The sequence below is a fragment of the Paraburkholderia pallida genome (assembly GCF_004524855.1).
Classification (GTDB): Bacteria; Pseudomonadota; Gammaproteobacteria; order Burkholderiales; family Burkholderiaceae; genus Paraburkholderia; species Paraburkholderia oxyphila.
On the sequence record NZ_CP038148.1, the window covers coordinates 2,974,931 to 2,993,681 of the forward strand.

The 18,751-nt window shown below is 66.7% G+C and carries 19 protein-coding genes; 10 read left to right on the plus strand and 9 right to left on the minus strand.

The features are described 5' to 3' along the window. Positions 1 to 29: 29 nt before the first annotated feature. The 8 genes from kdpC to E1956_RS13525 form a co-directional block, all read right to left on the minus strand. Positions 30 to 608 carry a potassium-transporting ATPase subunit KdpC gene (gene kdpC, locus E1956_RS13490; protein WP_134749587.1) on the minus strand — a complete coding sequence of 193 codons (579 nt, stop codon included), beginning with the start codon at positions 606 to 608 and terminating at the stop codon, positions 30 to 32. Between the two features lie 34 nt (positions 609 to 642). After that, a complete protein-coding gene (gene kdpB, locus E1956_RS13495) occupies positions 643 to 2,754 on the minus strand; it encodes a potassium-transporting ATPase subunit KdpB (RefSeq protein ID WP_134749589.1) in 2,112 nt (703 codons plus the stop codon). A gap of 16 nt (positions 2,755 to 2,770) precedes the next feature. Next, positions 2,771 to 4,576 carry a potassium-transporting ATPase subunit KdpA gene (gene kdpA / locus E1956_RS13500; protein ID WP_134749591.1) on the minus strand — a complete coding sequence of 602 codons (1,806 nt, stop codon included), beginning with the start codon at positions 4,574 to 4,576 and terminating at the stop codon, positions 2,771 to 2,773. Then, on the minus strand, positions 4,573 to 4,665 hold the full coding sequence (gene kdpF / locus E1956_RS13505) for a K(+)-transporting ATPase subunit F (protein WP_028218560.1): 93 nt from the start codon (positions 4,663 to 4,665) through the stop codon (positions 4,573 to 4,575). Before kdpF ends, kdpA begins: the two co-directional genes overlap by 4 nt. Then, complete coding sequence (locus E1956_RS13510; RefSeq protein WP_133199443.1) at positions 4,662 to 4,787, minus strand: potassium ABC transporter ATPase; 126 nt, start codon at positions 4,785 to 4,787, stop codon at positions 4,662 to 4,664. Before E1956_RS13510 ends, kdpF begins: the two co-directional genes overlap by 4 nt. Before the next feature lie 258 nt (positions 4,788 to 5,045). After that, on the minus strand, positions 5,046 to 6,020 hold the full coding sequence (locus E1956_RS13515) for a quinone oxidoreductase family protein (RefSeq protein WP_134749593.1): 975 nt from the start codon (positions 6,018 to 6,020) through the stop codon (positions 5,046 to 5,048). 47 nt (positions 6,021 to 6,067) lie between these two features. Beyond that, positions 6,068 to 6,457, minus strand: a complete 390-nt coding sequence (locus E1956_RS13520; RefSeq protein ID WP_028218563.1) for a methylglyoxal synthase — start codon at positions 6,455 to 6,457, stop codon at positions 6,068 to 6,070. Positions 6,458 to 6,556: 99 nt separating this feature from the next. Next, positions 6,557 to 7,336 carry an SDR family oxidoreductase gene (locus E1956_RS13525; RefSeq protein WP_133199448.1) on the minus strand — a complete coding sequence of 260 codons (780 nt, stop codon included), beginning with the start codon at positions 7,334 to 7,336 and terminating at the stop codon, positions 6,557 to 6,559. A gap of 362 nt (positions 7,337 to 7,698) precedes the next feature. Here E1956_RS13525 and upp point away from each other — a divergent pair, with 362 nt between their 5' ends. From upp to mnmH, 10 genes are all read left to right on the plus strand, one after another. After that, the gene (upp, locus tag E1956_RS13530) at positions 7,699 to 8,349 is read left to right on the plus strand and encodes a uracil phosphoribosyltransferase (protein WP_028218566.1); all 651 of its coding nucleotides are present in this window, start codon (positions 7,699 to 7,701) and stop codon (positions 8,347 to 8,349) included. A 603-nt stretch (positions 8,350 to 8,952) separates the two neighbouring features. Continuing rightward, entirely contained in the window at positions 8,953 to 9,681 is a 729-nt protein-coding gene (locus E1956_RS13535) for a YebC/PmpR family DNA-binding transcriptional regulator (protein ID WP_134749595.1), read from the plus strand. Positions 9,682 to 9,858: 177 nt separating this feature from the next. Next, a complete protein-coding gene (gene purD / locus E1956_RS13540) occupies positions 9,859 to 11,133 on the plus strand; it encodes a phosphoribosylamine--glycine ligase (RefSeq protein ID WP_134749597.1) in 1,275 nt (424 codons plus the stop codon). A gap of 411 nt (positions 11,134 to 11,544) precedes the next feature. Further along, complete coding sequence (gene hemF, locus E1956_RS13545; RefSeq protein WP_134749599.1) at positions 11,545 to 12,507, plus strand: oxygen-dependent coproporphyrinogen oxidase; 963 nt, start codon at positions 11,545 to 11,547, stop codon at positions 12,505 to 12,507. Between the two features lie 4 nt (positions 12,508 to 12,511). Beyond that, entirely contained in the window at positions 12,512 to 13,300 is a 789-nt protein-coding gene (locus tag E1956_RS13550) for a nicotinate-nucleotide adenylyltransferase (RefSeq protein ID WP_232071153.1), read from the plus strand. Positions 13,301 to 13,302: 2 nt separating this feature from the next. Next, positions 13,303 to 13,770, plus strand: a complete 468-nt coding sequence (rsfS, locus tag E1956_RS13555; RefSeq protein WP_134749601.1) for a ribosome silencing factor — start codon at positions 13,303 to 13,305, stop codon at positions 13,768 to 13,770. A gap of 101 nt (positions 13,771 to 13,871) precedes the next feature. Beyond that, a complete protein-coding gene (rlmH, locus tag E1956_RS13560; RefSeq protein WP_028218572.1) occupies positions 13,872 to 14,342 on the plus strand; it encodes a 23S rRNA (pseudouridine(1915)-N(3))-methyltransferase RlmH in 471 nt (156 codons plus the stop codon). 95 nt (positions 14,343 to 14,437) lie between these two features. Next, positions 14,438 to 15,061 (plus strand): Maf family protein, encoded by a 624-nt coding sequence (locus tag E1956_RS13565; RefSeq protein WP_134749603.1) that lies wholly within the window; start codon positions 14,438 to 14,440, stop codon positions 15,059 to 15,061. Between the two features lie 9 nt (positions 15,062 to 15,070). Then, positions 15,071 to 16,540 (plus strand): ribonuclease G, encoded by a 1,470-nt coding sequence (rng, locus tag E1956_RS13570; RefSeq protein WP_028218574.1) that lies wholly within the window; start codon positions 15,071 to 15,073, stop codon positions 16,538 to 16,540. A 347-nt stretch (positions 16,541 to 16,887) separates the two neighbouring features. Beyond that, a complete protein-coding gene (gene mnmH / locus E1956_RS13575) occupies positions 16,888 to 17,973 on the plus strand; it encodes a tRNA 2-selenouridine(34) synthase MnmH (RefSeq protein ID WP_134749604.1) in 1,086 nt (361 codons plus the stop codon). A 331-nt stretch (positions 17,974 to 18,304) separates the two neighbouring features. Here the strand turns inward: mnmH and E1956_RS13580 are convergent, their stop codons facing one another. Then, positions 18,305 to 18,616, minus strand: coding sequence for a DUF4148 domain-containing protein (locus tag E1956_RS13580; RefSeq protein ID WP_028218578.1), 312 nt, complete (start codon positions 18,614 to 18,616; stop codon positions 18,305 to 18,307). Positions 18,617 to 18,751 lie beyond the last annotated feature (135 nt).

The following is an 18,751-nucleotide window of genomic DNA, read 5'->3' on the forward strand; positions in this document are numbered from 1 at the left end:
CCCGGTTGCCTTCAGTCTTCAGCCAACGCTCAGGTCGCCTCCTTACCGTCGAGCGCGAGGTTCAGCTCGAGCACGTTCACGCGCGGCTCGCCGAACACGCCGAACTGGCGGCCCTGGGTATAGCGGTCCACGATCTTCTGCACGTCGCTGGGCGCCATGTTGCGCGCCTTGGCCACGCGCGCCACCTGGTAGGCGGCGGCGGCCGGCGAAATCTCGGGGTCGAGGCCGCTGGCCGACGAGGTCACGAGATCGGCGGGAATCGGCTGCGAAACGTCGGTGCCGGCGGCCTTGAGCGCGGCGATGCGGCCTTTGACTTCGTCGGCGAGCGCCGGGTTGGTCGGGCCGAGGTTCGAGCCGCCCGAGTTCGTCGCGTTGTACGGATTGGGCGAAGTGGCCGAGAGACGGCCCCAGAAGTACTGGGGCGCGTCGAACTGCTGGCCGATCAGCGCGCTGCCCACCACCTTGCCGTTCACCTCGACGAGGCTGCCGTTCACCTGGCGATGGAACACCGCCTGGCCGAACGCGGTCATCACGGCCGGATACACGAGACCCGTGACCACCGCGAGCACGGCGAAGATCACGATGAGAGGTCGAAACTGCGCTTTCATTTTGGTTTCCTATTGATCTGGCGACGCGTGTGGATCAAGCCCAGCCGAACGCGGTGAGCACCATGTCGATCAGCTTGATGCACGGGAACGGCAGCAGGATGCCGCCGAGGCCGTAGACCAGCAGATTGCGGCGCAGCAGCGTCGCGGCGCCGAGCGGCCGGTACTTCACGCCCTTGAGCGCGAGCGGAATCAGCATCACGATGATCAGCGCGTTGAAGATCACCGCCGAGAGAATCGCCGACGACGGCGAGCTCAGATGCATGACGTCGAGCACGCGCAACTGCGGATACGTCGTGGCGAACGCGGCCGGAATGATCGCGAAGTACTTGGCCACGTCGTTGGCGATCGAGAACGTCGTGAGCGAGCCGCGCGTCATGAGCATCTGCTTGCCGATCTCCACGATCTCGATCAGCTTGGTCGGGTTCGAGTCGAGGTCGACCATGTTGCCCGCTTCCTTCGCGGCCTGAGTGCCCGTGTTCATGGCCACGGCCACGTCGGCCTGTGCGAGCGCCGGGGCGTCGTTGGTGCCGTCGCCGGTCATCGCCACGAGCTTGCCCTGGGCCTGGTGCTCGCGGATCGTCGCGAGCTTGGTCTCGGGCGTCGCTTGCGCGAGGAAGTCGTCCACGCCCGCTTCGGCCGCGATCGCGGCGGCGGTCAGGCGGTTGTCGCCCGTCACCATCACGGTCTTGATGCCCATCTTGCGCAGCTCGGCGAAACGCTCCTTGATGCCGCCCTTCACCACGTCCTTCAACTCGATCACGCCGAGCACGCGCGCCACCTTGTCGTGCATCTCGGCCACCACGAGCGGCGTGCTGCCGCGGCGCGCGATGTCGTCCACGGCCGTGTCCACTTCGCTGGGGAAGCGGCCGCCGTGCGTTTCCACATACTGCTTGACCGCGTCGGCGGCGCCCTTGCGGATCTCGCGGCCATGCGTGCCGGGGGCCGTGCCCTCGGGCGAGAGGTCCACGCCGCTCATGCGCGTCTGCGCGCTGAAGGCGAGGAACACCGCGTGCAGCGCGCCCATGTCGCGCTGGCGAATGTTGAAGCGCTGCTTCGCGAGCACGACGATGCTGCGGCCTTCCGGCGTTTCATCGGCGAGCGAGGCGAGCTGCGCGGCGTCCGCGAGCGCTTCCTCGTTGACGCCCGGCGCCGGCACGAAGGCCGAGGCCTGGCGGTTGCCGAGCGTGATCGTGCCGGTCTTGTCGAGCAGCAGCACGTCCACGTCGCCAGCCGCTTCCACGGCGCGGCCCGAAGTGGCGATCACATTGGCCTGCATCATGCGGCTCATGCCCGCCACGCCGATCGCCGAAAGCAGCCCGCCGATGGTGGTCGGAATCAGGCACACGAGCAGCGCCACGAGCGCCGTGATCGTGACCACGTGGCCCATCTTCGCCGCTTCGACCGAGAACATCGAGAACGGCAACAGCGTTGCGGTCGCGAGCAGCAGCACGATGGTCAGCGCGACCAGCAGGATCGTCAGCGCGATCTCATTGGGCGTCTTCTGGCGCTTGGCGCCTTCGACCATCGCGATCATGCGGTCGAGGAAGGCCTCGCCCGGATTGGCCGTCACGCGCACGACGATCCAGTCGGACAGCACGCGCGTGCCGCCCGTCACCGACGAAAAGTCGCCGCCCGACTCGCGGATCACCGGCGCCGATTCACCCGTAATGGCCGATTCGTCCACCGAGGCCACGCCGTCGATCACCTCGCCGTCGGCGGGGATCGTGTCGCCGGTTTCCACCAGCACCACGTCGCCGCGACGCAGGTCGGTCGCGGTCATGATGCGGATGGGCGACTTCGGATGCGGCTCGTTGAGCTTCTTCGCCATCACATCGCGCTTGGCCTGGCGCAGCGATGCGGCCTGCGCCTTCGAGCGCCCTTCGGCGAGCGCCTCGGCGAAGTTCGCGAACAGCACCGTGAACCACAGCCACAGCGCGATCGCGAGAATGAAGCCCGCGGGCGCCTCGGCCTGGCCCATCAGCGCCGCGATCCAGAGGATCGTCGTGAGCACGGAGCCCACGTAGACGCAGAACATCACGGGGTTGCGCAACTGCGTGCGCGGGTTGAGTTTCCTGAACGAGTCCACGATGGCCGGACGCAGGAGCGCCGGATCGAACATGGACCGTGTTGCACTATGTTGTGTCATTTGATGAAGTCCCGGTTCAATGCACGCCCATCATGATCAGATGCTCCACACCCGGGCCGAGCGCAAGCGCCGGCACATAGGTGAGCGCGCCTACCAGCAGCACGGTGCCGAGCAGCAGCACGACGAACAGCGGCCCGTGCGTGGGCAGCGTGCCGCCCGTCACGGCGATGCGCTTCTTGCTCGCGAGCGACCCGGCGATGGCGAGCACCGGCACGATGGTGCCGAAGCGGCCGAACCACATCGCGATGGCGAGCAGCCAGTTGTAGAACGGCGTGTTGACCGAAAGGCCCGCGAACGCACTGCCGTTGTTGTTCGCGGCGGAGCTGAACGCGTAGAGAATCTCCGAGAAACCATGCGCGCCCGGGTTGGAGATACCGGCCTTGCCCGCGTCGGCGAGCACGGCGATCGAGGTGCCGAGCAGCACGAGCATCGGCGTGAGCAGGACGACGATCGACACCATCTTCATTTCGAACGATTCGATCTTCTTGCCCACGTACTCCGGCGTGCGCCCGATCATCAAGCCCGCCACGAACACCGCCAGCAGCGCAAACACCAGCATGCCGTAGAGGCCCGAGCCCACCCCGCCGAAGATCACTTCGCCCAGTTGGATGAAGAGCATCGGCACGAGGCCGCCGATCGGCGTGAGCGAGTCGTGCATCGCGTTCACCGCGCCGCACGAGGCCGCCGTGGTGGCCACGACGAAGATGCCCGTCTGCGCCATGCCGAAGCGCGTTTCCTTGCCTTCCATGTTGCCACCGGCCTGCAGCGCGCTCGCGTGCTGATCGACGTTCAGGCTCGCGAGCATCGGATTGCCGGCCTGCTCCGCCGAGAGCTCGACGCCCACCGCGACGGCAAACGCGATCGTCATCACCGCGAGCACCGCCACGCCCTGCCTGCGGTCGCCCACGATATTGCCGAACACGAGACACAACGCCGCCGGAATGATCAGGATCGCCAACATTTCGACGAAGTTCGAGAACGGCGTGGGGTTCTCATACGGATGCGCCGAGTTCGCGTTGAAGAACCCGCCGCCGTTGGTGCCGAGCATCTTGATCGCTTCCTGCGAGGCGACCGGGCCCATGGCGAGCGTCTGCGTCGTCACTTTGGTGTCGACGGTGACGGGATTGCCCTTCGCGTCCTTGACCGGATTGCCCTGCGCGTCGAGCTTGGGCGCCGCGTAGGTCGTGGTCTGCAGCGTCGGCACGTCCTGGTAGGACTTGAAGTTCTGGATCATGCCCTGGCTCATCAGCAGCGCCGCGATCAGTGCCGACATCGGCACGAGAACGTAGAGCGTCGTGCGCGTGAGATCGACCCAGAAGTTGCCGATGGTCTGCACCGAGTGACGCGCGAAGCCGCGAATCAGCGCGATCACCACGACGATGCCGGTGGCCGCCGAGAGGAAGTTCTGCACGGTGAAGCCGAGCATCTGCGTGAGGTAGCTCACGGTCTGCTCAGGCGTGTAGTCCTGCCAGTTCGTGTTGGTGACGAAGCTCACGGCCGTGTTGAACGCGCCGTCCACCGTCATCGCGCTGAACTGCTGCGGGTTGCCGGGCAGCCAGCCTTGCACGCGCAGCAGCACGTAAAGGAAGCCCACGCCCAGCACGTTGAACGAGATGGTGGCGAGCGCATAGCGCTTCCAGTTCATCTCGGCGCTCGGGTCGACCCCGGCGATGCGGTAAAGCAGGTTCTCGAGCGGCGCGAACAGCCGCACGACGCGCGAGCGCCCGTCCAGCACACGCGTGATATAGCCCGCGACGGGCACCGCGAGCGCCAGCAGGACGACGATGAAAATCCCCGTCTGGAGCAGATTGTTGGCGTTCATTCGATCTCCTCCGCGCGCAGGAGCGCATGGACGAGATAGACGAACAGCAACAGCGTCGCCGCCCCCGATAGCCAGAAAATCCAGGTCATGAGCGCGCTCCCGTCGCGGTCTGATCGGCGCGGCGGTACTGCATGAGCTTCTCGCAGCCGGCGATCAACGCGTAAGTGAGCGCGGCGAAGACCGCCAGCCCCCCGATATACAGCACATCCATTGTCGTGTTCTCCATTCGCGGATGACGGATGGCGGTAAGGTACTGGTTATCGCGTTAAATCCGGATCAAAGGTATTGGCACGCGTATAAAAATCGCGTAAACGCGGCGGCATGCGAAGTGGATCGGCAGCCGGGACGGCTGGCCCATGGCGGCTAGCCAGGCTCGAAGGAAATCGTCGGGAGATCAACGGCAAATAAAAAGGCGCGCGTGACTGACACGCGCGCCTCGGTCGAACGAAGCGATTTCGACGCCGCGAAGTTACGGCAGCAGAATGGTCGAGCCCGTCGTGCGGCGCGCTTCGAGATCGGCGTGCGCCTGGCCCACGTCCTGCAGCGCATAACGCTGGTTGATCGAGGTCTTGACCTTGCCCGAGGCGATCACCTCGAACAGCTCGGCGGCCATCGCTTCATAGTCGGCGCGCTTCGCCATATAGGTAAAGAGCGTCGGGCGAGTGAAAAAGAGCGAGCCGCGCCCCGCGAACTCCGAAGAGTCGATGGGCGGCAGCGGCCCCGACGCATTGCCGAAGCTCACGAACATGCCAAGCGGCGCGAGGCAGTCGAGCGACTTCGTATACGTGTCCTTGCCGATCGAGTCGTACACCACGGGCACGCCCGCGCCGTTCGTGATCTCGCGCACGCGCGCAGTGAAGTCCTCGCGCGTATAGACGATCGGGAAGTCGCAGCCGTACGCCTTCGCGACTTCGGCCTTCTCGTCCGAGCCCACCGTGCCGATCACGGTTGCGCCAAGCGCCTTGGCCCATTGGCACACGATGAGGCCGACACCGCCCGCGGCCGCCTGGATCAGGATCGTGTCGCCGGCCTTCACGCGATACGTGCGGCGCAGCAGATATTGCGCGGTCAGCCCCTGGAGCATGGCCGAGGCGGCCTGCTCGTCGCTGATCGCGTCGGGCAGGCGGATCACCTGGTCCGCGCGCAGCACGCGCTCCTGCGCATACGCGCCCGGCGGACGCGCGACGTAGGCCACGCGATCACCCGGCTTCACGAGCGTCACGCCCTTGCCCACCGCCACGACTTCGCCCGCGGCCTCCATGCCGAGCCCCGCGGGCAGCGGCTGCGGATAGAGCCCGGTGCGAAAGTACACGTCGATGTAATTGAGTCCGCATGCGCTCTGCTTCACGCGGATCTCGCCCTCGCCCGGCTCGCCCACCGTGACGTCCACCCACTTCATCACTTCGGGGCCGCCGGTCTTGTCGTAACGGATTGCCTTGGTCATCTTGCCTCCTGTGTCCTGTGAGTCCTGTGAGTGGCGCCGTAATGCGCTCAGATCTCGTCTTTCATGCGCAGCGTGAGCACGTCGAGGATCATGCGTGCCGTCGAGATGTTGGTTGCGCACGGCACGTCGTGCACGTCGCAGGCGCGCACCAGCGCGTTGATGTCGGGTTCGTGCGGCTGCGGGGTCATGGGGTCGCGCAGGAAGATCACCACATCGACATTGCCTTCGGCGAGCTGCGCGCCGATCTGCAGGTCGCCACCATGCGGGCCCGAGAGCATGCGTTCGACGTTCAGGCCGTGCGCCGCGGCGATGCGGCCGCCGGTCGTGCCAGTCGCGAGCAGCTCGCAGCGGCGCAGCGTGTCGACGTATTCGCCGCTCAGCCTGACGATATCGTCCTTCTTGTGGTCGTGCGCGATGAGCGCGACGCGGGTGGGCATGGCCATCTTCCTTCTTTCGGTGAGGTTGAGTGTGTCGTTCATGCGCATGGCGGCGCGCTCATGCATTGCGCCGCCATGCGCGCGTGAGAACGTACCGGATCAGAACGTGCCCGGATAGGCGCCGCCATCGATCAGCCAGTTTTGTCCCGTGATATAGCCCGCATGCGTGCTGCACAGAAACGCGCAGGCGCTGCCGAACTCCTCGGGCGTGCCGAAGCGCCCCGCCGGAATCGACTTCATGCGGCGCGCACGCACTTCGTCGAGCGAGAGGTTGCTCGCCTTCGACTGCGCGACGATGGTGGCCTGGATGCGGTCGGTGTCAAATGCGCCCGGCAGCAAGTTGTTGATCGTCACGCCCGTGTTCGCGACCTGGCGCGCGATGCCCGCGATGAAGCCCGTGAGGCCCGAGCGTGCGCCGTTCGACAGGCCGAGCACGTCGATGGGCGCCTTCACCGAGGAGCTCGTGATGTTGACGATGCGCCCGAAGCCGCGCTGGCTCATGGCGTCGATGGTGGCCTGGATCAGCGCGATCGGCGTGAGCATGTTCGCCTCGAGCGCGGCGAGCCAGGCTTCGTGCGTGTAGGTGCGGAAGTCGCCCGGCGGCGGGCCGCCCGCGTTGTTCACGAGAATGTCCGGCGACGGGCAGGCGGCGAGCGCCGCGGCGCGGCCCGCCTCCGTGGTGATGTCGCAGGCCACGGCCTTGACCTCGACGCCGGTTTTGGCGCGAATCTGCGCGGCGGTCTCCTCCAGCGTTTGCGCCGTGCGCGCGACGATCGTGACGTTCACGCCCTCGGCCGCGAGCGCCTCGGCGCAGCCGCGCCCCAATCCCTTGCTAGCCGCACACACCAGTGCGCTGCGTCCTGCGATGCCCATGTCCATCGTTTAAGGTCCTCGTGGTTGGCGTGACGATTCGGTGACGGCGGAGCAACGGCGGCGAGCGCGGTGCGGCTTTGCCCGATTTCGCCTGCTTGCCCGTCCGATTTTTGCGATTCTAGAAGAATCGGGCCGCGCGCGTGGGACGCCGCGGATCGTGGGTCGCAAAACGCGACCGGGCGGCAGGAACGTATGCACCGCTGCCATTCGCCCCCGTCCAGTCCGAGTCCCGCTCAATTCCCGCCCGGTTCTCGTATACTTGCGCCTGTAGCGCGGCCCAGCGCTCCCGCGAGCCACACCGGACCCAACCGTCCGGCTGCGGCACGACCGATACCCCGATTTCCCCTTGCAGCCTCGTGCGCCCCGCCATGAAACAGGACAGCCGCTTTCCGAATCTTTTCATCCTCGATCACCCGCTGATCCAGCACAAGCTCAGCCACATGCGCGACCGGGACACGTCCACGCGCACGTTCCGCGAGTTGCTGCGCGAGATCACGCTCCTGATGGGCTACGAAATCACACGCGAGCTGCCCGTCACGACGCGCCGCGTGCAGACGCCGCTCGTCGAGATCGACGCGCCCGTGATCGCCGGCAAGAAGCTCGCGATCGTGCCCGTGCTGCGCGCGGGCGTGGGCATGTCCGACGGCCTGCTCGAGCTGATCCCGTCAGCGCGCGTGGGCCATATCGGCGTCTATCGCGCCGACGACCACCGCCCCGTCGAGTACCTCGTGCGCCTGCCCGACCTCGAGGACCGCACCTTCATCCTGTGCGATCCGATGGTCGCGACTGGCTACTCGGCGGCGCACGCGATCGACGTGCTCAAGCGCCGTGGCGTGCCCGGCGAGCGCATCCGCTTCCTCGCGCTGGTGGCCGCGCCCGAGGGCGTGGAAGTGTTCCAGCAGGCGCATCCGGACGTGCGCCTCTACGTGGCCTCGCTCGACTCGCACCTGAACGAGCACGCCTACATCGTCCCGGGTCTCGGCGACGCCGGCGACCGCCTGTTCGGCACCAAGAACTGATGCCGCCGGGGGGGGCGGCACTCCCAGCCGCCCCTCAAGCCTTTCCTCGCCCTTCGCTTTCCTCCGAACTTTGTCCGCGCACGCCCGCGCGGCGCCCGCGAAATCCCCACTCAATCGCACCGACGGCTGAGGCCGGGCGAGCCCGGCGTGATAAAATTAAGGTCCGCCTGCTGGTCACGAAGCGGTCCCGGGGACGTCGCGAAGCATGCCGCATAGCGCCTGACGCGGCACCGGGCGGCTCGGGAACGATCCTGGCCGGCCCACCGGCACTTGCCAGCCTGCGCGAGTTGCGCCGTGCATCCGGCGCACGCGCCAGGCGAAACTGCAGCGCCCTGCGCCACCCTGCAAGCCCGGCCGCGAGCGCCAGCAGCGCCAGGCACCGGCCACGGGCGACCAGCATCGAGCGGATAAACCCGGTCGGGCAGACCCGGTCGGGCAGAGCCAGTCAGGAAGACTCGGGCGGATAGCTACCATGGGCACACCGGCATGAAGCCACTAGCCGCGCACGTTCGAGCGCGACATGCCGCGCCCTGACAAACGTATTGAAAACTGCAGCAACGACAACTGCACCATGCACGCTAAAAGCGTGCGACGGAGAAAGGTATGGCGGGTCATTCGAAATGGGCCAACATCAAGCACAAGAAGGCGGCGGCTGACGCCAAGCGCGGCAAGGTCTGGACACGGCTCATCAAGGAAATCCAGGTTGCGGCGCGCATGGGCGGCGGCGAGGTCGACTCGAACCCGCGCCTGCGTCTGGCCGTCGACAAGGCCTATGACGCCAACATGCCCAAGGACAACATCAACCGCGCGATCCAGCGCGGCGTGGGCGGCGTGGACGGCGCGAACTACGAGGAAATCCGCTACGAAGGCTACGGCATCGGCGGCGCGGCCGTCATCGTCGACACCATGACCGACAACCGCACCCGCACCGTCGCGGAAGTGCGCCACGCGTTCTCGAAGTTCGGCGGCAACATGGGCACGGACGGCTCGGTGTCGTTCATGTTCGATCACGTCGGCCAGTTCCTGTTCGCGCCGGGCACGGCCGAAGACAAGCTGATGGACGCCGCGCTCGAAGCGGGCGCCGACGACGTCGTCACGAACGACGACGGCAGCATCGAGGTGATCTGCCCGCCCAACGACTTCCAGAAGGTCAAGGACGCGCTCGAAGGCGCGGGCTTCAAGGCGGAAATGGCCGAAGTCACGATGAAGCCGCAAACGGAAGTCGAATTCACGGGCGACGACGCAGTGAAGATGCAAAAGCTGCTCGACGCGCTCGAAAACCTGGACGACGTCCAGGAGGTGTACACCAACGCGTCGATCGACGAGGAATAAGCGGCATCGGCGCGAGCGAACGCGGGCGAGACGGGTGACGGGCCGTGCAACGGCCGCCGCCCCTGGTTAGCCACCCGGCGGGTGGCCGCCCGCGGTTCGCCGCCCTTACGATTTCACGGCCGGCGCATGGTTGCGCCGGCCGCAACTGTTTCTGGTTCTGGTCTTTCGGGGATTTACATGAAGTTACTCGTCGTCGGGTCTGGCGGCCGCGAACATGCGCTGGCGTGGAAGCTTGCGCAGGCGCCGCGCGTCCAGGTCGTCTACGTCGCACCGGGCAACGGCGGCACCGCGCAGGACGAGCGGCTCGCCAACGTCGACATCACGGACATCCATGAGCTCGCCGATTTCGCCGAGCGCGAGCAGATCGCCCTCACCGTGGTCGGGCCGGAAACCCCGCTCGCGGCCGGCATCGTCAACGTGTTCCGCCAGCGCGGCCTGAAGGTGTTCGGCCCGACGAAGGAAGCCGCGCAGCTCGAAAGCTCGAAGGACTTCGCGAAGGCGTTCATGAAGCGCCACAACATCCCCACGGCCGCCTACGAGACCTTCTCGGACGCCGCAGCCGCGCACGCCTACGTCGAGAAAAACGGCGCGCCCATCGTGATCAAGGCCGACGGCCTCGCCGCAGGCAAGGGCGTGGTGGTGGCGATGTCGCTCGAAGAAGCGCATCAGGCCATCGACATGATGCTCGCCGACAACAAGTTCGGCGACGCCGGCGCGCGCGTGGTGATCGAGGAATTCCTCGCGGGCGAGGAAGCGAGCTTCATCGTCATGGTGGACGGCAAGCACGTGCTCGCGCTCGCCTCGAGCCAGGACCACAAGCGCCTGCAGGACGGCGACCAGGGCCCGAACACGGGCGGCATGGGCGCCTACTCGCCCGCGCCCATCGTCACGCCGCAGCTGCATGCGCGCGTGATGCGCGAAATCATCCTGCCGACCGTGGCGGGCATGGAGAAGGAAGGCATCCGCTACACGGGCTTCCTCTACGCCGGCCTGATGATCGACGCGCAGGGCAACCCGAAGACGCTCGAGTTCAACTGCCGCATGGGCGACCCGGAAACGCAGCCGATCATGGCGCGCCTGAAGAGCGACTTTTCGAAGGTCGTGGAGCACGCCATTGCGGGCACGCTCGACCAGGTCGAGCTGGACTGGGACCGCCGCACGGCGCTGGGCGTGGTGATGGCCGCGTACAACTACCCGGAGACGCCGCGCAAGGGCGACCGCATCAGCGACATCCCCGCCGAGACCGACGCTTCGGTCACCTTCCACGCGGGCACGCAGATCGTCGACGGCAAGCTCGTCACCTCGGGCGGCCGTGTGCTGTGCGTGGTCGGCCTCGCCGATTCCGTGCGCAGCGCGCAGAACGTCGCGTACGAGACCGTGAACCGCATCTCGTTCGACGGCATGCAGTATCGCCACGACATCGGCTATCGCGCCGCCGGGCGCAAGCAGTAAGCCCGTGCAGGACAGGCGCGCGCGGCTTGCGAGCCCGCGCGCTGCCGGTACGCGGCCTGGCGCGATGCGTGATATGGCATGGCTGCTCGCCGCATCGCGGCACATCGGCCTGGCGGACCACCGGCCCTCGGCCGATCGGCCAGCTAGCCCAAAGGCCAGGCGCAGATCGCCGAGCCGCGTCGCACTGAAACCGCCGGTCGCACTATGCCAAACGGGCTACCCGCTGCGCGCGCATCGCATACGCAGCGGGCGTCGCGGCGGCTCCATGCGGTGCAAAGCATGGGCGGCATAGCCGCGAAGCCGCGCCGAACGGCGTAAACTTGCCGTTAGCGGGCGCGCCGCGCGTTCCGTACCCCGAATCCGAACCCAATCCTGGCGCAGTGCCGGCCCCGCCGCCTCGCCCGCCCACCGATGACCGAACCGATTCAAAACGGCCCAACCCGCCTGACGCCCGAGGGCGCGAACCATGACAGCGCAGTCGTGCGCGCCTGGCTCTCGGGCCTGCAGACGCAGATCGCCGACACGCTCGGCGCCTTCGACGGCACGCCCTTCGCGACCGACACGTGGCAGCGCGAGCCCGGCGAGAAGCTGCGCGGCGGCGGCTGCACGCGCATTCTGGAAGGCGGCCAGTTTTTCGAGCGCGCGGGCATCGGCTTTTCCGACGTTTCGGGCGACGCCCTTCCGCCCTCGGCCACGGCCGCGCGCCCCGAGCTCAACGGGCGCGGCTTCGAGGCGATGGGCGTCTCGCTCGTGCTGCACCCGCGCAATCCGTACTGCCCGACCGTGCACATGAACGTGCGCATGCTGCTCGCCACCAAAGCGGGCGAGGCGCCGGTGTTCTGGTTCGGCGGCGGCATGGACCTCACGCCCTACTACGGCTTCGAGGAAGACGCGCAGCATTTCCACCGCGTCTGCCGCGACGCGCTCGCGCCCTTCGGCAGCGATTTGTATCCGCGCTTCAAGCGCTGGTGCGACGAGTACTTCTTCCTCAAGCACCGCAACGAGGCGCGCGGCGTGGGCGGGATCTTCTTCGACGACTACGCCGAAGGCGGCTTCGAGCAGGCATTCGCGATGCTCAGGAGCGTGGGCGAAGGCTTCCTGAAGGCGTACCTGCCGATCATCGAAACGCGCCGCGCAACGCCTTACGGCGAAGCCGAGCGCGAATTCCAGGCGTACCGGCGCGGCCGCTATGTCGAGTTCAACCTCGTCTGGGACCGCGGCACGCACTTCGGCCTGCAAAGCGGCGGGCGCACCGAGTCGATCCTGATGTCGATGCCGCCCTCCGCCAGCTGGCGCTACGACTGGCAGCCGCAGCCAGGCACGCCGGAAGCGCGCCTGTACTCGGACTTCCTGCCGGCGCGCGACTGGGTCTGACGCCGTGACGCAAGACTTGACCGTCCCCGCGACTGCGCCAACTAGCGCGCCAGGCAACGAACCCGGCAGTGCACCCAAAAGCGCACCCGCTGCCGCGCTCGCACGCCGCGTCGGCCTGCTCGGCGGCACGTTCGATCCGATCCACGAGGGTCATCTCGCGCTCGCGCGTCAGTTCGTGCGCGTGCTCGGCCTCACCGAGCTGATCCTGCTGCCTGCCGGCCAGCCCTGGCAGAAGCCCGAGGTGAGCGCCGCGAAGCATCGCCTCGCGATGACGCGTGCGGCGGCCGCCTCGCTCGTGCTGCCGGGCGTGACGGTCAGCGTCGGCACCGACGAGATCGAGCACGACGGCCCGACGTATACGGTCGAGACGCTGCGCCGCTGGCGCGCGAAGAGCGCAAGCAACGCGCAGGCGGCGCTCACGCTCCTGATGGGCGCCGATCAGCTGCTGCATCTCGATTCGTGGCACGAGTGGCGCGAGCTGTTCGCGCTCGCACACCTGGGCGTAGCGAGCCGCCCAGGCTTCGATTTCGCGGCGCTGCCGCCCGCCGTGGCCGCCGAAGTGGCCGCGCGGCGCGCCGGCGCCGCGACGCTCGCAGCCACGCGCTGCGGGCACTTGCTGATCGACGAAACGCTCGCGCTCGACATCTCGGCCACCGAGATCCGGCGCGAACTCAAGACCTGCGTGGAAACGCGGGTAGCAACAGCACAACGCGGCGGCACCGCCGCCGAAAAGATTCCCGCGGCAGTGTGGGACTATATCCTTCAACATCATTTGTACAGGCACCACGGGTAAACATGGACATCCGCAAACTTCAACGCGCCATCGTCGACGGTCTCGAAGACGTCAAGGCACAGGACATCCGCGTCTTCAACACGAGCCATCTGACTGAGCTGTTCGACCGCGTGGTCGTCGCCAGCGGCACCTCGAACCGCCAGACCAAGGCCCTCGCCAACAGCGTGCGCGAGAAGGTCAAGGAAGCCGGCGGCGACATCGTCAGCACCGAAGGCGAGGACATCGGCGAATGGGTGCTGGTCGATTGCGGCGACGCGGTCGTCCACATCCTGCAGCCCGCGCTGCGCCAGTACTACAACCTCGAGGAAATCTGGGGCGACAAGCCGGTGCGCGTGAAGCTCGCGAACAACACGGGCTTCGTGGGCGCGCGCCCGAGCGAGCCGATCGACGGAGACGACGAGGACGAGCTCGACGCGCCCGCCGTGAAGAAGCCCGCGCGCAAAGCCGCATCGCGCCGCAGCGCGAAGTAAGTCCGTCACAAACGCGAAGTGGACGCGCATGGCGCACGAGCCAGGTGCACCGCGAGCGCACAACGTGCTCGCAAGCGCGCCACACGCAATCGTTTAGCACAATGAAACTGCATATCGTCGCCGTTGGCCACAAGATGCCGGACTGGGTGGCAGAGGGCTTCGAGGAATACACGAAGCGCATGCCGCCCGAGCTGCGCATCGAGTTGCGCGAAGTGAAGCCCGAGCAGCGCTCGTCGGGGCGTTCCGCGGAAAGCGTGATGGCCGCCGAGCGCACGCGCATCGAAGCGGCGTTGCCGAAGAACGCGCGCATCGTCGCGCTCGACGAGCGCGGCAAGGACTGGACCACGATGCAGCTTGCCCAGGCGCTGCCCGGATGGCAGCAGGATGGGCGCGACGTGGCGTTCCTGATCGGCGGCGCGGACGGGCTCGACCCGCAGCTCAAGGCGCGCGCCGACACGCTGCTGCGCCTGTCCTCCCTCACCCTGCCCCATGCGATGGTGCGCGTGCTGCTTGCCGAGCAGCTTTACCGCGCGTGGACCATCACGCAGAATCACCCCTATCATCGCGTTTGAAGCGGGCCCGAATGGCGCCCGCCGGATTGCGTCCGTCGTATGTGTGAACCCGCGCGAGCCCGATTTCCGCCTCAACAAGACGTAAAAACGCCCCGATGACCACTACTGCGCCCTATCCGTTCGTCTATCTCGCCTCGCAGAGTCCGCGCCGGCAGGAGCTGCTGCAGCAGCTCGGCGTGCGCTTCGAACTGCTGCTGCCGCGTCCCGACGAAGACGCCGAATCGCTCGAAGCCGTGCTCCCCGGCGAGTCCGCCGCGGTCTACGTCGAGCGCGTGTGCGCCGCGAAAGCCGATGCCGCGCGCGCCCGGCTCGTCGCGGGCGCGCACCAGTACGCGCCGATCCTCACCGCAGACACCACCGTGAGCATCGACGGCCATATCCTCGGCAAGCCGCACGACGCGGCCGATGCCTATGCGATGCTCGAACGGCTCGCGGGACGCGAGCACGAAGTGCTCACCGCGGTGGCCGTGGTCAATGCCGAGGGCGTCTGCCTGCCGCTTGCGCTCTCGCGCTCGCACGTGCGCTTCGCCGCCGCGATGCCCGCGGCGCTCGCACGCTACGTCGCGAGCGGCGAGCCGTTCGGCAAGGCCGGTGCATACGGCATCCAGGGGCGCGCCGCCGAGTTCATCGAGCGAATCGACGGGTCCTATTCGGGTATCATGGGTCTGCCACTTTTTGAAACGGCCGCCCTCTTGCGCGCCGCTGGCATCGACTTTTAAAAAGCAATCATGAACGAAGAAATCCTGATCAACGTCACGCCTCAGGAGACGCGTGTCGCGTTGGTCCAGCAAGGCGCAGTCCAGGAGCTTCATGTCGAGCGCACGCTCTCGCGCGGGCGAGTCGGCAACGTCTATCTCGGCAAGGTCGTGCGCGTGTTGCCGGGCATGCAGTCCGCATTCATCGACATTGGCCTCGAGCGCGCCGCGTTCCTCCATGTAGCCGACATCTGGCATCCGCGCATCGCTGGCGAAGCGCATGCCCCCGTGCATCATCAGCCCATCGAAAAGACCGTATTCGAAGGGCAGACGCTGATGGTCCAGGTCGTCAAGGATCCGATCGGCACCAAGGGCGCGCGGCTCTCGACCCAGGTGAGCATCGCGGGCCGCACGCTTGTCTATCTGCCGCAGGAGCCGCATATCGGCATCTCGCAGAAGATCGAGAGCGAGGCCGAGCGCGAAGCCGTGCGCGCGCGCCTGACCGCCGTGCTGCCCGCCGACGAGAAAGGCGGCTACATCGTGCGCACGATCGCTGAAGACGCCACGAGCGAGGAACTTGCGGCGGACGTCGCCTACCTGCGCAAGACCTGGACGACGATCCTCGCGCAGGCGCAGCGCATGCCTGCCACGAGCCTGCTCTATCAAGACCTGAATCTCGCGCAGCGCGTGCTGCGCGACTTCGTGAACGACGAGACCTCGCGCATCCAGGTCGATTCGCGCGAAACGTTCCAGAAGCTCACCGAGTTCGCCACTGAATTCACGCCCGCAGTGCTGCCGACGCTGCATCACTATACGGGCGAGCGGCCGCTGTTCGACCTCTACAACATCGAGGCCGAGATCCAGCGCGCCCTCTCGCGGCGCGTCGATCTGAAGTCGGGCGGCTACCTCGTGATCGACCAGACCGAGGCGATGACGACAATCGACGTGAACACGGGCGGCTACGTGGGCGCGCGCAACTTCGACGACACGATCTTCAAGACCAATCTCGAAGCGGCGCACACCATCGCGCGCCAGTTGCGGCTGCGCAATCTGGGCGGCGTGATCATCATCGACTTCATCGACATGGAGAACATCGAGCACCGCGACCAGGTGCTCGGCGAGTTGAAGAAGGCGCTCTCGCGCGACCGCACGCGCGTGACCGTGAACGGCTTCTCGCAACTCGGGCTTGTGGAGATGACACGCAAGCGCACGCGCGAGTCGCTCGCGCATGTGCTGTGCGAGCCCTGCCCGACGTGCCTCGGCAAGGGGCAGGTGAAGACTGCGCGCACCGTGTGCTATGACGTGTTGCGCGAGATCCTGCGCGAGTCGCGCCAGTTCAATCCGCGCGAGTTTCGCGTGGTGGCGTCGCAGCAGGTGATCGACTTGTTCCTCGAGGAAGAGTCGCAGCATCTCGCGATGCTGATCGATTTCATCGGCAAGCCGGTGTCGCTGCAGGTGGAGTCGAATCTGAGTCAGGAGCAGTACGATATTGTGCTGATGTGAACGGTGGGTGAATCAGCAACGAAGCTCTTGAACGGGCTTCGTTGCGGCCTCAACGGCTTATATTGCTCAGTGCCGTTTCCTGTCTGCACCCCAATCCTTTCGTGCCGGCTGCGCTCAATACCGGCTCTTCCCTCCTCCACGCTGTCGACGGCCGACTCTCCATATATCATTCGCTATCGGCCCGTCTCGCCCCCAGTGCGCTGCAAAATGGGGTACGGGAACCGGAATACGCGCAATGCCTCTCCCAGCCGACCGATTTCCGGAGAGGTTTGCTTAGTACACCGCTAAACCACGGCGTCGCGCCCACCCCGCGCGAAGCCGTCGCACGCACCACCGGAGCACCGCAGTTGAATCACCAGCGCGCCACCCTTTCCCAACTGGGCGAGTTCGACGAGATCGTCGACGTGCGAACGCCGCTCGAATACGCCGAGGACCACGTGCCCGGCGCGATCAATGCCCCCGTGCTCAGCAACGAGGAGCGCGTGATCGTCGGCACGCTGTACAAGGACTCGCCCTTCGAGGCCACGCGCGTGGGCGCGGCGATCGCCGCGCGCAATATCGCCATGCATCTGGACACCACCTTCGCCGATCGTCCGCGCAACTGGCGCCCGCTCATCTACTGCTGGCGCGGCGGCAAGCGCTCGGGCTCGATGACGGCCATGTTCAACATGATCGGCTGGCGCGCGCGGCAGCTCGAAGGCGGCTACAAGACCTACCGGAGCGGCGTGCTCGAGACGCTCGGCACGCTGCCCGCGCAGTTGCGCTACGTCGTGCTCGCCGGGCCCACGGGCAGCGGCAAGACGCGCCTTCTGCACGCGCTCGGCAAGGCCGGCGCGCAAACGCTCGATCTCGAGGCGCTCGCCGCGCATCGCGGCTCGCTGCTCGGCGCCCTGCCCACGCGCGCGCAGCCCTCGCAGAAGTCGTTCGACACGGCGCTGGTGCAGCAACTCCATGCGTTCAACCCCGCGCAGCCCATCTTCGTGGAGGCGGAAAGTCGGCGCATCGGCGCGATCACGCTGCCGGTCGCGCTCGTCGATGGCATCCACGGCGCACCCTGCGTCGTGGTCGAGGTGGCGCGCGAAGAGCGCGTGACGCTGCTGCTCGAAGAGTACGGCCACCTGCTCGGCGACCAGACCTACTTCCGGGAACAATTGCTCAAGCTCACGCCGCTGCATGGGCGCGAGCGGATCGAGTCGTGGTGCCGTCTGCTGGTGGAAGGCCGCCACGCGGAGCTGTCCGAGGCGCTCGTGACCGAGCACTACGATCCCGCGTATGCACGCAGCACGCGCAAGAACTATCCCAAGCTGTCGGCTTCGCCGCGCTTCGTGTTCCATCCGATGACGGGTGCCCCGATCGAAGAAGCACGCGCGCTGCTCGCGCAACTGCACGGCGAAAATCTGTCTGGAGAGAGGTTGGGGCAATCGCCCGGTTGAACCATCGGGCGACGCTCGCCCGATGGCTGGCTGTCCCGCGGGCAGCCCACCCGTCCGATTTCCAGCCCGAGAACGGCCGCCCCACTGTTGACCACCCACAGCTCGCTGTCCATGGATGACTGCGCCACGGATTGCCGCCCACAGGAAAAAGCGCCCGGGCACCCATTCCGTGCCCGGGCAAAGCCATCGGAATCCCGATGGTGGAGGTTTCTTCCTGGGCAGGCTGCGTTTCGCAGCGGCATTGCACCGCTCGACTACCCGCCCGCTGCGTGCGCCTCGTCGCCCTCCCTCGGCGCGACGCTCAATGGCTCATTTGTGTCGAACTAGCGGCTTAGGGATGCGCGTACATCGCATTCCAGTCTTGCGCCGACACCGTGGCACCACGCACACCCGATTCCGACGCGTTCGCGACACCGCCATACGCGCTATTGCCGCTTTGAGCGGCCACCTTGGCTTCGGCGGCCTGGATTGCGTCCGGGTAGTGCGCTTGATCACCGTCACCGACGTGGTAGCCGACCTTCTGCAGTTGCACGAGTTCTTCGCGCACCTGGGCGCGGGTGATGGTCGACTGCGACTGCGCGAACGAAGCGACGGGGACGACGAGTGCAGCGGCAACGGCAACGGCTTGAATCAGGGACTTCATGGTTACGACCTCCAGTTTGTTCAGGACTGGCCGACGTGCGACTGTGTGTATGTGCATGCGACCGATGTACGCATCGTATGCCTGTCAGTCTCCAGGGTTAACCCTTGAAATCCAATGGGACCTTTCCAGATTACG